Raw genomic sequence first — 15,138 nt, 5'->3', positions numbered from 1 at the left:
ATCCTGTATCACAATAAGTTGCAACAGATGTGCCTCACGAAGGGATCCTCTATGACCGAGCTCCAAGAACTCCGTCGCTATCGCCGCGATCTCCATCGCATTCCGGAGCTCGATTTCGATCTTCCGCAAACCATTGCCTATATCGAGGGCGTGCTGGCACCGCTCACCTGCGAAGTGACCCATCCGTGCCCCAGCTGCGTCTGCGCTTTCTTCGACGCCGGCGTTGATGCCGCGCATGCCACGGCGATTCGCGCCGATATGGATGCGCTGCCCATTGAGGAGGCGACAGGGGCGGCCTTTGCCTCGACCCATTCCGGCAAGATGCACGCTTGCGGACATGACGGTCACATGGCCATGGCACTTGCCGCCGCGACGTATGTCGACCGTACGATTCGCGAGCAGCCGGGCGCCATGAGGCGCAACGTGCTCTTTGTGTTCCAGCCGGCCGAGGAAACGACCGGTGGTGCCAAGACGGTATGCGAGAGCGGCGTGTTCGAGCGCTATGGGGCCGACCGCATTTTTGGCTTCCATGTGTGGCCCGATCTGCCTGCCGGCACGTTGGCGAGCTGTTCCGGTCCGCTGTTGGCGCGTTCGAGCGAGACGCATATCTATATTCACGGTACGAGCATCCATATTGCTAAGACCTATGGCGTGCCGGTCGAGGAGTCGCACGATGCCGCGTTGGCGGCAGCGAAGTTTTTGGTTGCCGAGCGCGAGCTGATGGACGAACTGGGCACCGACGAGCCCTGTATCGGCAAGTTTGGTCTGCTGCAGGCCGGTACGGTTTGCAACGCGGTGGCGGGGGAGGCCCATGTGGCCGGAAGCCTGCGTGTGTTTACGGACGGCATGTTCGACCGGGCGCGCGAAGGCGTGCGCCGCGTGCTGGACGATGCCTGTGCCGCAACGGGCTGCACGTACGATCTCGACTTTGCCGAGGGCTATCCGCCGGTCGACAACGACCCCGAGTTGTTTGCCAGCGTCGCGCCTGCCTTGCCCGGCCTGCAGCTTGTGGAGGAGCCGCTGTTAATTGCCGAGGACTTTGCGTTCTATCAGCGCCATCTGCCGGGCGTGTTCTTCTTGCTGGGCACGGGTGTGCCGGAGGGTCAAGAAAACCCGAGCGATTCGGATGGCTGTCCCGCCTATGCCACGAGCGCCCTTCACACCGATACCATGCTCTTTGACGAGGAAATTTTGCTCAAGGGCCTCGATGTCTACAAACGATTGCTTTTGCTTGGTTAATCGGCGCGGGCGCATGTTCTAGAAAATACGAACAAATGTACGGTATAATAGAGATGTATGTCTGTAGAAACGTTTGACGTTATTAACGTAAGGCGATACTATGATTGCATCGTACAAAGATGAGGATAGCGAGCGTTTTGCAATGGGTGTGCGGGTCAGGAGGTTCGTGCCCTTTGAGCGGGTCGCATTGAGGAAGATTCGTCAACTGCAGGTTTGTGCTTCACTTGATGACCTTCGCGTTCCTCCGGGCAATCGTCTTGAAGCGTTGAAGGGCGATCGCGCCGGCCAATATAGTGTCCGTGTTAATGAGCGCTATCGGGTCTGCTTTGAGTGGAGACAGGGGATGGCTTGGAATGTCGAAATCGTCGATTATCACAAGTGATGAGACCGCGCCCGATTTGCTGTCACCGGTGACTCCTGGTGAACTTCTCAAAGAGGAATTTCTTGTTCCTATGGGCATTTCTCAATATCGTCTTGCTAAGGAGACCGGGATTCCGGCACAGCGTATTGGGCAGATTATTTTGGGGAGGCGTCGTGTTACGGCTGACACCGATCTTCGCCTTTGCCGCTACTTTGGCCTAACGGATGGTTATTGGCTGCGCGCCCAGATAGCGTTTGACCTCGAGGCGGAAAAGAGGCGCATCGAGCCGGAACTGGATAAGATCGTTCCTGTTCAGCAGGCTATCGCATTGTAGTGTTCAAAGATGTTGAGGTTGGAGTGACGATGGGGCGACGCCGACAGTCTGCCGTTTATAGTCCCGGTGGGTGTGGATGCGGCTTGTTGTTGCTTCCGGTTATTGCTGTGAGCATTGGCGTTATGTTTGCGCTTGCCGGGTTGGCGGCAGCGGCACTCGTGTTGCTGATCGTGGCCATTGGCGTGACGATTTGGCTCTGCCGCAATCGCGAGCAACGCCATGCCGACGGCAAGACCGATGTGGGATGGATTGTCTTTTTGGTTACCGCCTACCTGTTGAGCATCGGCTACCTTGTGTTCTTTGTTTTGCTGCTCGTTAGCACCTTTACCGGGGAATCCGTCACGGTGGGCTAGGCTTCGACGAGCCTTTTGAGGATGAGGCGAGGGGGCGGATGGGACATGTTGTTCAAGACGGAGTGCGACGCGCGGGCGGCAAGAAGATCGCGATTCCCATCGGCAAGCAGGACGCGACCGTCTTCCGCAAGGTGATGAGCGCAAAAGACGCCATCTAAGAGTTCGCGCCGGCGCTAGGGACGGCCGATCAGGAGCGGGCACTGCGTATTGCCCGAGTGCGGGCGAGACGGATGGTGGCGTGGATGATTCGCGCTTATCTTCCTTACTTTCGGATTATTCACCAAAAATAGCTGTGCGGGCATATCACGAACAATCGCCAAACAAGGCATAAACACGGGCGCGGGGCTTATCGGCTTCGTGCTCTTCTTCGCCATAAGAAACGACAACAGCAGAGCGGTTAGCCGAGCACTAATTTTCGTCTGGAAAGCGAGTGGTATGATTCGACCTACAGGCTTTTCAAACTGAAACGGCGGAATTAACATGGGAAATGCTGTTATAACGCTCAGGGATTTGATGCCGGTGGCGCACCCAGAGAAGACAAAGATCAAATTCAACATGAATGCTGGCGACGTGAACGTGCGCGCGTACGACATGCTGTTGAAGGACACCTCGACCCCCGAGAAGACCGATAGCGGCTCGCGATGGTACGAGATGAACGCGTGGAGGAGCGCGACGGGACAAGCGAATAACAACCTCAACCATGCGGATTACCTGCTCTCGTTCGCACAGTACTACACCTACGGGCCCGAGTACTTCATCTTCGGCGGCATGCACAAAGTGGAGAAGGCAGTACCCGAGGTGCTGGGCGGCGTGGGCTACAAGTTGACGCTTCTTCCCGACTACGAGGCCTACATCAAGCGCCTCATCATCAAGTTGAAGAAGCCTATCGGGCGCGACATCTACAACAAGTTCTACGAGAACACGATGCACGACTTCGAGCCCGTAGTGTACGAGTACTCGATGAGCCTGGGCAACGTTGCCCCTTTTCCTGGCTACAAGTACGTGTGTATCGACCACAAGACCTTGCAGGCCGTTATCGCCAGCGTGGGCTCCGACTGGTACTGGGCGCTGGACAACGTGAAGGGCGTCTACTGCATCACCGACACCGCGACGGGGAAACTCTACGTGGGTTCGGCCTCGGGCGACAGCAAGAAGGACGCGGGCGCGGACTTGGGTATCTGGCAGCGCTGGAGCGCCTATGCCAACCCCATGGACCCGACTGGCGGCAACAAGGAGTTCAAGGCCATCGTGGCCGAGCACGGAACTGGGTACATCGTGGAAAACTTCACCTACTCTATTCTAGAGGTGTGCGACACCAAGATGACCACCGCCGAGGTGTGCGAGCGCGAGAGTCACTGGAAAGACGTGCTTTGCTCGCGCAAGTTCGGCATGAACTGGAACTAGGTGCGCGCCATGGGCTTGTTACGGACGGTGAGGGACTGCGTGTACGGCATGGCCGTGGGCGATGCGCTCGGCGTGCCCTACGAGTTCAGGCCGCGCGGCAGCTTTACCTGCACGGACATGGTGGGCCTCGGCACGCACAACCAGCCTGCGGGCACATGGAGCGACGACACGTCCATGGCGCTCGCGCTGTGCGACAGCTACCGCGAGCTCGGCGATATCAATTGCGACGATATCCTCGTCAAGTTCCGCAATTGGATAAACGAAGGCGCATACACCGCCGACGGGAACGTCTTCGACTACGGCAACGCCACCAGGCAGGCGCTCGATACGGGTTGCGGGCTCACAAGCGAATACAGCAAGGGCAACGGCTCGCTCATGCGTTGCCTGCCTATGGTGTTTATGGAATGCTCCGACTGCGACATAAGGGAGGTCAGCGCGATCACCCACGCTACCGACGACTGCTGCCAGGCCTGCGTGGACATGATCGCCTATGCCCGCGAGGTGCTTTACAGCGGGCACGCCGGCTGCGAGAGTGAGGACAGAGCTGGTGCCAGCGGCGGCTACGTGTGGGATACTTACCACGCCGCCATCTGGTGCCTAGAACATACCGACAACTACCGCGACTGCGTACTGACCGCCGTGAACCTGGGCGACGATACCGACACCACGGCTTGCGTGGCCGGTGGATTGGCCGGCATCCTGTACGGATACGAGGGCATTCCGACCGAGTGGTTAGAGGCCTTGCGCGGCAAGGACGTGATTGAGCCTTATTTGTTCGGCGGGGCTTACGGTGATGACCTGTGCAGGTTCGTTAAGCGCTTCGAGGATTCGCTGGACGGTCCCACCCGCGACTTCCACGCGTTGGCCCATGACATGTTCGGCCTGGGTTGGCACATGGACTTTGGCGAGGCCTTTGCCGGGGCATATCCGCGCTCCGGTACGGCCGAAGGACTGCGAGAGGACATAGACACCATAGACGACGTTGGGCTTCTGGGCAGCGGCGTCTTCTCTCGGTGGCGCTATATAACGCACTGGAAGTACGATAGCGTGCCTGATGAGGACGATCTGGAGTGGTTCAGGCTGGCGCTCGGGAGGCTTCGCGAGCTGGCATAGGGGTGCCGTGATTTGAATCGCTTGCCTGAGGTGGCTGATGCCGACTTAAAGCACGGGGAGATATACCGCAGCACTATTGCTTTATTGCCTGAGTGATCTTAGGACCATACCTTTTATTCGATAGCGGGGCGACGGAATCGTCGAACACCATGCGCGCGCTATCTTCGACGGGCAGCCCCCCTCATGGGCATCTTGCAGGTGAGAGGGGTGCGGCTAACGTCGGCCAGAGGCGCGGCAAGGGCGCTTTGGTATCAAGCTGCAGCCTCAATCACCGCTCCATCTGAACAGGCATCTTCTCAATCCAGTACCAATCTGGCTTACAACCCCCCCATTAGCTCCCAGCTAATGAATTTGAGCTCGTTGCCTTCTACGATGTGCTGTGTACCGGCGCGGTAGCCGGATCGTAGGAAGGATGCATAATGAAAAAGCTCGAAAACGAAGTGCTGCTGAGCCGTCGCGCTGCACTTGGCGCATTCGCCACCGTCGCCTTGGGGACTGCCGGTCTTCTTGCCGGTTGTGGTAGCGATAAGGCGACCGTCACCGAGGACGCTGGCGATGGCGACAAGAAGGAAGAGGCGAAGAAGGAAGAGCAGCCTACGACTGACCTGGCGGTTGGCACGACGGTGACCACAGCTGCCGGTCTTTCCGTCGTCGTCGATTCCGTCCAGCCCGGCCTTACAAATTATGACGGTTCGACCATGACGGGCATTCACGTCACGTACGTCAACAATGGCGATGAGGGCGCAGATTACAATATCTACGACTGGAAGGGCGAGGACGCCAACGGCGCCCAACAGAATCAGGGTTACTACAGCGAGGGCTCCGATGAGCTGCAGTCTGGTACCCTTTCCGCCGGTGGCTCCGTGGCGGGCAATATCTACTTTGATGGCGATATCAAGAAGGCACTGTATTTTGCCAACATGTTTGATAAGTCTGCCACTGCAAGCTGGGTGCTGGCCTAGCATGTCGCTACCGTTGCGCCGGATGGGAGGTGAAGTCGTATGCCCGATAAAAAGCTGACCGAGGAGTTGCTCAATGAGCTTCTCGATGCGCCGAACATCGATGGCTATATCAGGGAGCACGACTTTGCCGCCCCGTCGCTTTCGGATTACCTGAAGCAGCTACTGCAGGAAAAGGGCTTGGAGCGCTCGCGCGTGGTTCGTATGGCCGATCTCAATGAGACCTTTGGCTATCAGATCTTTACCGGTGCGCGTCATCCGAGTCGCAATAAGGTGCTGCAGATTGCCTTTGCGATGGCGCTGACGCTCAAAGAGACCAACCGTGCGCTGACGGCTGCCGGGGTAAGCGTCCTTAACTGCAAGGACCGCCGCGATGCGATTATCATCTTTTGCATCGATCGCGGGTGCAGCCTCCAAAAGGTCAACGAGGAGCTGTATCGCTTTGGCGAGGAGACGGTGAATTAGCCGCTGATATCTGAGCCGGCGGAGCTGTCGAACAACGATGCAAACGAACGGGGCGCGGATGCCATGGGGTGTCTGCGCCCTGCGCTATGATGGAGGCTATGGATACTCAGACCCCAACTTATTCCAATGACGAGCTGACCGCAGCGCTTGCCGAGCACCTGGCGTCGCTCGATCGCGACGACAGCTATCGCGTGGAGCGTGTACTTAAGCGCTCGTCCGTTGAAACAACCGAGCTCGTGTACTTTGAAGGAACCGGCGGTGGTTCGCTCGGTCCCTTTGTCCGTAAACGCATCGATGCTTCGGCTCAAATCGGCGGGGCATACGAGCGTCTGTTTGCCGCTCAGCGGGCAGGCAGGCGTTTTGAGCACCTGCCCAGAATCGTCGATTGTCGTCGTGCGGGCGACGAGCTCAACGTGGTTATGGAATATATAGAAGGGGAGACACTCGGGGCACTGGTGGACCGTCTGGGATCCGCTCCCGATTATGCGCGTGAATTGTATCCTGTCCTTTGCGACGCCGTGGGCGAGCTCCATGCCGGTTTTGCAATGGCGGGGGAGGCTTCGGCGCCGGTGATCCATCGCGACCTCAAGCCGTCGAATATCATCGTGACAGGTGCCAACTATACGCCTGATGACGGCCTGACGTTTTCATCGCTGGTGATTATCGACTTGGGGATCGCGCGCGTGTGGCGGGATGGCGCCGATGCCGATACTGTCAAGTTTGGGACACGGCCCTATGCGCCGCCCGAGCAGTATGGGTTTGGACAGACGAGCGTGCGAAGCGACGTCTACGCACTCGGTGCCCTGCTGTTCTTCTGCTTGACGGGAGTCGACCCTAAACCAGGGCTCGACATGCGCGAGCAATGCGAGGTGCGCGGCATTCCCACTCCACTTGCCGATGTCGTTTGCATGGCGATGGCGCTCGATCCGGCCAAGCGCTTTGCGAGTGCGGAAGCGTTGGGACGGGCGACGCGCGCGGCATACGATCTGAGTCGCCCCGTGCGGCCTCCTGCGCCTGCGCCTGTCCGTACTCCGGCCTCGGAGACGTTGTTGACGCCCCAAGGGCTCCAGAACCCCGCAAGGCTTCCTAGGCCTGCCACCTCCGCTGCATGCGGTCTGCTCTCTCGCGTTCCGGAGTCCCTGGGGCGCATTTGGAATACGCTCGTCTGCTTCTCGCTGCTTGTGTTCTTTGCCGGAAGTCACTTTGCCGTCTTTCAACCCACGGGAGCAAACCAAAGCTACCCGACGTGGCTTCTCATAATCGAGTATTTTTTCTTTGTCGATGGCCTTATGGCGCTTACGCATTTTGCGGTGCTCGATAAGCGCCGTCTACGTCGGCGATTCGCACTGCTCGACAGTTATCGCGGCAAGAAACTCGCGAAACTCTGGCTCAAGGCATTGGGTGTGCTGCTCCTATGCATGATCGTTATAGTCGCGGTTGCCAATGCGACCGGCGTCGTCGATACCTCCGCTACCTAAAAGAAAAGGGCCCCATTGGGGCCCTTTGCAGTTGCACTTAGATGCGGTTCATCTGAGCGGCGACTTTGTTGTACCAGTCCTGCCACGTGGGTGGGCAGTACTTTTTGGCCGCAGCCGGGGTAAGGGTGGAGCCGTAGTTGGCGCCCAGATAGGCAACGTGAGCGAAGATGCCCTCGCTCCAGCTGCCAAAGCTGCGCCAACCGCCGCCACGTGCACTCCAGCCCCAGGCGTTGTAAGAATTGGCGCAATAAGCACCCTTGGTGCTCTCGATGCAGGCGATGGCGGGGGACCAACGGGGGTCGACACCGGTATTCCAAGCGGCGACGGCAAAGTTATAGCCCTGGCCTGCCATAGGGGAGCCGGCGAGGTAATTGTCGATGCGGCTCGTCCACTCATTAATGAACGAATCGTAATCGGAACTACCGGTGTTGGCGTTGTTCACCGTGGTGTCGATGGTGGTGTTGGCGTTGGTGGCCTGGCTGCTGGAATTGCTGCCGCTCACGCCCTCGCCCGAGAGCTTCTCGGCGGCAGCGGCCTTATCGGCCTCAAGCTTGGCAAGCTCGGCGGCATTTTCCTGCTCGGCTTTTGCCTGTGCCTCGCTGCGGAGCTGCTGGGCCTGCGCCAGCGCATCCTCGGCGTTTTTCTGCTCTGCCTCAAGCTGAGACTTGGCCTGCTGGAGCTCGGCCTTGTTCTGCTCGAGTTCGGTTTGCATGTTATTGAGCTCTTCGATCTCGTCGACGCTCGAGCTTGTGATCTGGTTGGTGTATTTGCAGGTCGTGATGAACTCACCCAGGCTCTGTGCGTTGACCAGGAAGCTCACGATGGGGTTGGTGCCCTTCTGGTACTTGTACAGATCGCGCATGGCGGTGCATGCCTTTTCCTGCTGATCGGGAAGCTTCGCCTCGATCTTTTCGATACTTGCCTCGTTGGCGTCAATCTGCTTCTGCAGATCGCCGAGCTTGGTGCGGGCATCGTTGTAGGCGCTCGTGGCGGCTTCGATCTTCTGCTGGGCGGCGGCAAGCTGATCCTGCGTTGCCTGCGAGGCGGCATACGCCGCGACGGGGGAGAGCATCGGCGTGGCCGTCAACGCAACGGCGAGCGCGGCGCTCGTGATGATACGAGCCGGCTTCGACGCGATGAGCGCTGCGGTGCGATGATTCGAATGCTGCATCCAGTCCCTCTGCAATCAATCGTAGGTTATTGTTTCTCAGGTATTCTACTACTGCTTTCGACCTCAACTTGAACCTTAAAGGTTTTAAAGGGTCAAGTTGAACTTGAGACTTTGGCTTTGACCTGCAGTTATATCGAATTGTTGAGAAACCATAGAGTTCAACTTTAACGTTACGGGGGCCTGTTTGGGACGGGCTTTGGACTGTGAAGGCTATCTCAACGTTGGGGTTTGTGGCTATAAGGTTCCATTGCGGCGAGCTTGCTCTACTTCGTTGAGCGCCTGGGCGGGGGTGAACGAACAGGTGCCGTCGCCGAGTTTGATTACCCTGATGTTGACCCCGGCGTGGGCATCGGAGACGAGGCCAAACTGCTCGATGGCGGTATCGTGTCCGCCAGCGACGGGCGTCTTGCGCGTGCCTTTGTGCGCCGATGTATCGATGGAGGTGATGTAGGCGGCACCGTCGTAAGCGTTGTTTGCGGTGCGCAGAGGATCAGTCGCTTGCGCGCTGCGCCAACTCGCGTTTTGCGGCATCGAGGATGGGGTTATCGGTTGGAAGGTCCTGGAGCACGCGTGCGCCTTTCGCTCGGGGGTATCAATATGCTGAACCCTACAACAACGGTGGGTTCATTGCCGTTTGTCATACGGCGGTGAGTGCGGCCTTCATGCTGGATAATTGCGTTGATTGTCATAGATACAGTGGAGCTTTAGGAGGAAACGGTCCGGCACGCTAAAATAAACAGGTTGCATAAAGACCGCCCGTCGTGGGCAGTTCTAGATAGGAAGTTTCCATGGCATTGCAGTTTACAGAGCGCGAGTTTATCCCCGTGCTGCTCGGTGGCGACATCAACGCCTATTCGGTGGCGCGCGCCTTTTACGAGGAGTATCAGGTCAAGAGCCTGGTCTTTGGCAAGTACCAGACCGGTCCTGCGTACCGCAGCCAGATTATCGACTACACGCCCAATGTGGATATCGACACCATGCCGGTCATGATCGAGACCATTAACGGTGTCGCGCAGGCCAATCCCGATAAGAAGATTATTCTCATGGGCTGCGGCGACAACTATGTCGCGCTTGCCGCACAGGCTCAGGATGCCGGCGAGCTTGCCTCAAACGTCATCGCGCCCTATGCGCCCTACAGCATGCTCGAACAGTGCCAGAAGAAGGAAATCTTCTACGAGCTGTGCGAGAAGCACGGTGTTCCCTATCCGCATACGTTTACCTTTACCATGGCCATGCTCAACGCCCGGGGCGAGGCTCCTGCCGAGGTGCTCGACCAGATCGATTTTCCCTTCCCGATGATTCTGAAGCCTTCCGACGGCATCATGTGGTGGGAGCATGAGTTCGAGGGCCAGAAGAAGGCCTACGAGATCGCCGATCGCGCCGAGCTGGAGCAGGTCATTCGCGATGTATACGCGAGTGGCTACACCGATGACCTCATCTTGCAGGATCGCGTGCCCGGCAACGACGAGTACATGCGCGTGCTTACCAGCTATTCCGACCGTAACGGCAAGGTGCGCATGATGTGCCTGGGCCACGTGCTGCTCGAGGAGCACCAGCCTCACGGCGTTGGCAACCACGCCTGCATCATCACCGAGCCCAATGACGAGCTCATGGGCGGCGTGCGAAAGTTGCTCGAGGACCTCAAGTTTACGGGCTTCTCCAACTTTGACGTCAAATACGACGAGCGCGACGGTTCCTTCAAGTTCTTCGACTTCAACACTCGCCAGGGCCGCAGTAACTACTACGTCACCAACAGTGGCTTTAACGTTGCCAAGTACGTAGTGGACGAGCATGTGTACAACCGCCCGTTTGAGCCCGAGTTTGTGACGGCGCAGAACGAGGCGCTGTGGATGGTTGTCCCCATGGGCGTGGTCGATAAATACGTCAAGGATCCCGAGCTGCGCGCTAAGGCGCATCGCCTGGTCAAGGAGGGTAAGGCCGCCGACCCCTCGTTTATGAAGGGCGACTTTGTCTTTAACCGCTGGCTGCGCATGTGGCACACCAAACTGCGTCACTTTAAGCTGTTTAAGACGTATTACAAATAGGATGAACGTCGCGCCCGCCCGGTTTGTATCGGACGGGCGCGGGTATGATACGCGCAATGGTGCGAGCGTCACCAAGGAGGCGGCGATGGAAAAGCTGGGAGTTATCGGCGGTATGGGCGCCGAGGCCACGTCGTATTACTACGACCAGGTGGTGCGTCACACGGCGGCCGCCCGCGATCAGGAACATATCGACATGGTGGTGCTCTCTAAGTCGACCATGCCCGACCGCACGCTGGCCATTAAGACCGGCGACCATACCGAGCTGCTGGCGACCATGAAGGAATGCGCGCAGGCGCTCGAGACGCTGGGCTGCGCGCACATTGCCATTCCCTGCAACACGTCGCACTACTTCTACGATCAGATTCAGTCGTTTACCTCGGTCCCCATCATCCATATGCCGCGCGAGTCGGTGCGCTATGCGCTTGCCGGCGTGGTGATGGGGGAGTGTGAGTTCGACCCCAACTTGAGCATGCCGGCCGAGCCGGTGCGCAAGATCGGCATCATGGGTACCGATGGCACCGTGGGTGCCGGCGTCTACGGTCGCGAGTGCGAGGCGGCGGGCGTCGAAGTCGTTTATCCCAGCGAGAAACGCCAGGCCGATGTGATGTCGCTTATTTACGATGACGTGAAGGCAGGACGCGAGCCCGATATGGATAAGTTTGACCGAGTGATGTGGGAGTTTGCCCGCAGCGGCTGCGACCGCGTCATTCTGGCCTGCACGGAGCTTTCGGTGCTGCAAAAGTATCGCGAGATGCCCGAGATCACCCTCGACGCCATGGACGTTTTGGTACGCGAGTCCATCATCCGCAGCGGCGCCCCCTACCGCCTGTAGCTCTCGACCTGCCAAAAAGGGACAGGTTTATTTTGGTAGGTTTTATCTGGGAAAACAGTAAAGGCCTCGGCTCGTTTGTGCGAGCCGAGGCCTTTTGCATTTTGCGGTTGCTGCTTGGTGCTGGAGCTTAAAGGACGAGACTGACATTTGCCCATATAAAACCGACCAAAATAAACCTGTCCCTTTTTGGCAGGTTAGAACAAGAATCCGAGGACGATGAGGGCAATGCTGGCAATAAGTATGGCAATGTCCATGCCCTTAATGGGATAGCGCTTGTACGAGCTCGCGCGCGTACGCAGATAAAAGCCACGTTGCTCGGCCGCCAGGGCAGTGGCATCGGTCTTGCCCACGGAGCTCACCAGCAGCGGCACGCAGAGCGGTAGCATGAGCTGGATCTTCTTGAGGGGGTTCTTGGTGTCGTATTCAACGCCGCGCGCGGTCTGCGCCTCCATGATGGCGTTCATCTCCTGGCTAAAGACCGGTACAAAGCGCAGTGCCGTGGTAAACGTGAACGCATAGCGGTACGGCACGTGCAGCACCTCCACGCAAGCGTTAGCGAGATCGCCGAGCTGCGTGATGGTGAGCATGAGGATGAGCGGCAGCGCCACGCCGAGCAGGCGAAGCGCCGCCTTGGTGCCGGTGATAAGACCATCTGTGGTAATCCAGGCAAAGATGGGGGCTCCGGTGCGGATAAAGGCGGTCTGCAGGACCAGCATGATTAGTGAGAGCGGCACCATGAGCTTGACGAGCGAGACTAGGCCTGCGGTCGATTTGGCGTAGATGCCCAAGATAAAAGTCAGCACAAGCAGGGCGATCAGGAGCACATAAGTGTCGCCGAGGAAGGTCGCCAAGATAATAGCCGCGGCCAGGGCTAGCTTGGTCACGGGGTTCAGCCGGTGCAGCAGTGAGTCTCCGGGCACGTAGTCGATCACGTTAGTCATGCTTGAGCATCTCCTTTACCAGGTCGACCAGATCGGAGACCTGACTGATTCCGGCGAATCGGGGCGAAACGTCGCGCGCGAGTTCTTTGGACAGGGCCACAACCTGCGGTGGCTCCACGTAGGCGGCGCGCATGAGGGCATCGTCGGCGAAGATCCGGTTCGCGTCGCCGCGCTCGAGGATGCGTCCGTCTGCCATGACTACCAGGCGCTGGGCAAAGTCCGAGACGACCTCCATGTCGTGGCACACCATGATCACGGCGCAGCCGCGCTCGGCCATCTCGCTCACCGTCTCCATCACGGTCATGCACTCGCGGTAATCGAGGCCGCTCGTGGGCTCATCGAGCAGAACCACCTGTGGGTCGAGCACAACCACGGACGCTAGGGCGACCATCTGTCGCTGTCCGCGCGAAAGCGAGAACGGCGATTCGTCCAAGGGGAGCCCAAAGCGCTCCGCCGCCACCCGTGCACGCTGGCGGGCCTCGTCGGTGCCGACACCGTGCAGTTCAAGACCAAAGGCAACCTCGTCGAGTACGGTGTCGCGGCAGAGCTGGCGGTCGGGGTTCTGGAACAGCGTCGCGCATTTTGCAGCGATCGCGCTGGTGGGGACGTCGGCGGTGTTCATCCCCGCCATACGCACGGTTCCCGACGCTGGATGCAGAAGGCCGTTCAACAGCTTGGTGAGCGTGGTCTTGCCAGCACCGTTCTGGCCGATGATGCCTACGAGCTCGCCGGGATAGACGCACATGTTGAGGTTGCTGACCGAGGCACCGCCATGGGGGTAGGCAAAGGTCACATCGGTGAGTTCGACTACTGGCTCCTGATTGACGCCGCGGGGGACCGCCGGGATATGGGGAGAGGTCTCGGGCACATCGGCGGGCGCGTCCTTGCTCGTTGCATCCGCAAGTAAGGACGAGATAAGCTGGTGCGCTTCGGAAACATTGAGGCAGGGCGCCTGATCGCTCGGCAACAGACCCACTTCTGCCAGGCTGTTCGCGATGCGCGCGACGCGGGGACTGTCGACGCCCATCTGGCGCAGCTCGCTTGCGTGGGCAAAGACCTGGTGGGGTTCGCCGTCAAACGCGAGCTTGCCGTCTGCCATGACGAGGACGCGGCTGCAGTATTTCGACAACAGCGCGACCTTCTGCTCGATAACAACCACGGTGATGCCGTGTTCGCGGTTGATCTGGCGCAGCGTGTCAAAAACGAGCGTGGAGCTTGCCGGGTCGAGCGCTGCCGTGGGCTCGTCGAGCACGAGCACGTTGGGCGCCATGGCGATGATCGCGGCGATTGCGACTTTCTGCTTCTGCCCGCCCGAAAGCGTGGCAATCTCGCGGTGGCGCAGGTCGCTAATGCCGACGGTCGTCAGCGTCTGGCTGATGCGCTCCTCGATTAGATCGTGCGGTATGCCAAAGTTCTCGAGGCCAAAGAGCATCTCGTCTTCAACGATGGGCGCAACCATCTGGGCATCGATGTCCTGCAGCACGCTTCCCACCACGCGCGAGATATCCGTGAGGGTGATCTCGCAGGTGTCGCGGTCGTCGACGAGCGTGGCTCCAAAGAGCTGGCCGGTGTAATGGTGGGGGATGGCTCCGCTCATAACGGCGGCAAGCGTCGATTTGCCGGCGCCTGAGGGGCCGATGACGCCCACAAACTCACCCTTTTCGATGGCGAGTGAGACGTGATCGAGGGCATTGTGCGCCTCGTGCCCATAGGAAAATGAGACGTCATCGAGCTTGATGATGGTATTGCTGGAGCTCATGGGGGCCTTTCTATCGTAAAAGAGCACCGGCCGCAAAACGACCGGCGGTCTACATGGTAGCAAGTATTACTACTTGGAGAAGACCTTCTTGAGCGGAACGCTGAGGGCCTGGACCAAGATGGCGTTGAAGACGGCGGTGCCTAGGACCAGTGGAATCTTGACCGCGGTGGAGGCGATGGCGCCGCCCATGATTACCGTGCCGAGCACGGCGAAGAGTGCGCCCGAGATTAACGTGGCGACAAACGTGGCAACGAGCGGGTTGAAGTTCTTGCCGCCGATGCCTGACTTAACGAGCGCGACCATGGCGAGCGCGGCGACGGTCTCGGTGGCAAAGTTGAGGCCGGGGATTGATGTGGTGAGCTGGATGACGCAGGCGGAGATAACCGCGAAGATGATTGCCTGGAGGTAGTTTGCGTCGATCAGAAGAATGGCGAGTGCGTAGGCGGCGATGATGAACTGCGGCTTGATGCCCACGATGGCAAGTGCGTTGCCGAGGGTCAAGTTGAGGATGAAGCCGGCGGCGAGCAGGATGGCGAGCAGGACGAGCGACTTGATGTCGAGGATTCCAACGGAGTTGACAGCGGCGGTAACGGTGCGGGCATTGTTCTGAGACATGGGAGTTCCCTTTCTCAATGGGGGTTGCGTCGGCATAGCTGATGGGCGGCGCAAGGATGGAGCGTCGTT

Annotated in this window: 16 protein-coding genes; 11 read left to right on the top strand and 5 right to left on the bottom strand. The window is 58.9% G+C overall.

The features are described from left to right. The first annotated feature begins 51 nt into the window (after nucleotides 1-51). The 9 genes from ACTQ40_RS01470 (at nucleotide 52) to ACTQ40_RS01430 (ending at nucleotide 7,706) form a co-directional block, all read left to right on the top strand. Nucleotides 52-1,239, top strand: a complete 1,188-nt coding sequence (locus tag ACTQ40_RS01470) for an N-acetyldiaminopimelate deacetylase (RefSeq protein ID WP_441563175.1) — start codon at nucleotides 52-54, stop codon at nucleotides 1,237-1,239. A gap of 100 nt (nucleotides 1,240-1,339) precedes the next feature. After that, nucleotides 1,340-1,621 (top strand): type II toxin-antitoxin system RelE/ParE family toxin, encoded by a 282-nt coding sequence (locus ACTQ40_RS01465; protein ID WP_441563174.1) that lies wholly within the window; start codon nucleotides 1,340-1,342, stop codon nucleotides 1,619-1,621. After that, nucleotides 1,593-1,934 carry a HigA family addiction module antitoxin gene (locus ACTQ40_RS01460; RefSeq protein ID WP_427727846.1) on the top strand — a complete coding sequence of 114 codons (342 nt, stop codon included), beginning with the start codon at nucleotides 1,593-1,595 and terminating at the stop codon, nucleotides 1,932-1,934. Before ACTQ40_RS01465 ends, ACTQ40_RS01460 begins: the two co-directional genes overlap by 29 nt. Before the next feature lie 107 nt (nucleotides 1,935-2,041). Then, a complete protein-coding gene (locus ACTQ40_RS01455) occupies nucleotides 2,042-2,287 on the top strand; it encodes a hypothetical protein (protein WP_441015765.1) in 246 nt (81 codons plus the stop codon). Between the two features lie 480 nt (nucleotides 2,288-2,767). Then, complete coding sequence (locus ACTQ40_RS01450; RefSeq protein ID WP_427727850.1) at nucleotides 2,768-3,691, top strand: GIY-YIG nuclease family protein; 924 nt, start codon at nucleotides 2,768-2,770, stop codon at nucleotides 3,689-3,691. A 9-nt stretch (nucleotides 3,692-3,700) separates the two neighbouring features. Then, a complete protein-coding gene (locus ACTQ40_RS01445; protein ID WP_441048600.1) occupies nucleotides 3,701-4,804 on the top strand; it encodes an ADP-ribosylglycohydrolase family protein in 1,104 nt (367 codons plus the stop codon). A gap of 419 nt (nucleotides 4,805-5,223) precedes the next feature. Further along, nucleotides 5,224-5,766, top strand: coding sequence for a DUF4352 domain-containing protein (locus tag ACTQ40_RS01440; protein ID WP_154517316.1), 543 nt, complete (start codon nucleotides 5,224-5,226; stop codon nucleotides 5,764-5,766). A gap of 39 nt (nucleotides 5,767-5,805) precedes the next feature. After that, a complete protein-coding gene (locus ACTQ40_RS01435; RefSeq protein WP_154517313.1) occupies nucleotides 5,806-6,228 on the top strand; it encodes an XRE family transcriptional regulator in 423 nt (140 codons plus the stop codon). A 98-nt stretch (nucleotides 6,229-6,326) separates the two neighbouring features. Continuing rightward, entirely contained in the window at nucleotides 6,327-7,706 is a 1,380-nt protein-coding gene (locus ACTQ40_RS01430; RefSeq protein WP_427795826.1) for a serine/threonine protein kinase, read from the top strand. A 37-nt stretch (nucleotides 7,707-7,743) separates the two neighbouring features. On the opposite strand, the gene ACTQ40_RS01425 is transcribed toward ACTQ40_RS01430, so the two are convergent. Then, nucleotides 7,744-8,877, bottom strand: a complete 1,134-nt coding sequence (locus tag ACTQ40_RS01425; protein ID WP_427718477.1) for a coiled-coil domain-containing protein — start codon at nucleotides 8,875-8,877, stop codon at nucleotides 7,744-7,746. Between the two features lie 234 nt (nucleotides 8,878-9,111). After that, nucleotides 9,112-9,408 (bottom strand): hypothetical protein, encoded by a 297-nt coding sequence (locus ACTQ40_RS01420; RefSeq protein ID WP_441563173.1) that lies wholly within the window; start codon nucleotides 9,406-9,408, stop codon nucleotides 9,112-9,114. A gap of 257 nt (nucleotides 9,409-9,665) precedes the next feature. Here ACTQ40_RS01420 and ACTQ40_RS01415 point away from each other — a divergent pair, with 257 nt between their 5' ends. Together ACTQ40_RS01415 and ACTQ40_RS01410 are read left to right on the top strand one after the other, a co-directional pair. Beyond that, nucleotides 9,666-10,922: a carboxylate--amine ligase gene (locus ACTQ40_RS01415; RefSeq protein ID WP_441563172.1), complete on the top strand. Its 1,257-nt coding sequence runs from the start codon at nucleotides 9,666-9,668 to the stop codon at nucleotides 10,920-10,922. 85 nt (nucleotides 10,923-11,007) lie between these two features. After that, nucleotides 11,008-11,754: an aspartate/glutamate racemase family protein gene (locus ACTQ40_RS01410; RefSeq protein WP_229770678.1), complete on the top strand. Its 747-nt coding sequence runs from the start codon at nucleotides 11,008-11,010 to the stop codon at nucleotides 11,752-11,754. Nucleotides 11,755-11,948: 194 nt separating this feature from the next. Here the strand turns inward: ACTQ40_RS01410 and ACTQ40_RS01405 are convergent, their stop codons facing one another. The 3 genes from ACTQ40_RS01405 to ACTQ40_RS01395 all read right to left on the bottom strand — a co-directional run bounded on the left by ACTQ40_RS01405 (nucleotide 11,949) and on the right by ACTQ40_RS01395 (nucleotide 15,069). Then, entirely contained in the window at nucleotides 11,949-12,695 is a 747-nt protein-coding gene (locus ACTQ40_RS01405) for an energy-coupling factor transporter transmembrane component T family protein (RefSeq protein WP_427727867.1), read from the bottom strand. Further along, nucleotides 12,688-14,454: an ABC transporter ATP-binding protein gene (locus ACTQ40_RS01400; RefSeq protein WP_441563171.1), complete on the bottom strand. Its 1,767-nt coding sequence runs from the start codon at nucleotides 14,452-14,454 to the stop codon at nucleotides 12,688-12,690. Before ACTQ40_RS01400 ends, ACTQ40_RS01405 begins: the two co-directional genes overlap by 8 nt. A gap of 69 nt (nucleotides 14,455-14,523) precedes the next feature. Beyond that, a complete protein-coding gene (locus ACTQ40_RS01395; protein ID WP_441563170.1) occupies nucleotides 14,524-15,069 on the bottom strand; it encodes a hypothetical protein in 546 nt (181 codons plus the stop codon). Between the last annotated feature and the right edge of the window lie 69 nt (nucleotides 15,070-15,138).

Origin of the sequence: Collinsella sp. Sow4_D11, from assembly GCF_052116465.1 — a bacterium.
GTDB lineage: Bacteria > Actinomycetota > Coriobacteriia > Coriobacteriales > Coriobacteriaceae > Collinsella.
The sequence above is the reverse complement of the archived record's forward strand: the minus strand, read 5'-3'. Positions and strand labels throughout refer to the sequence as shown.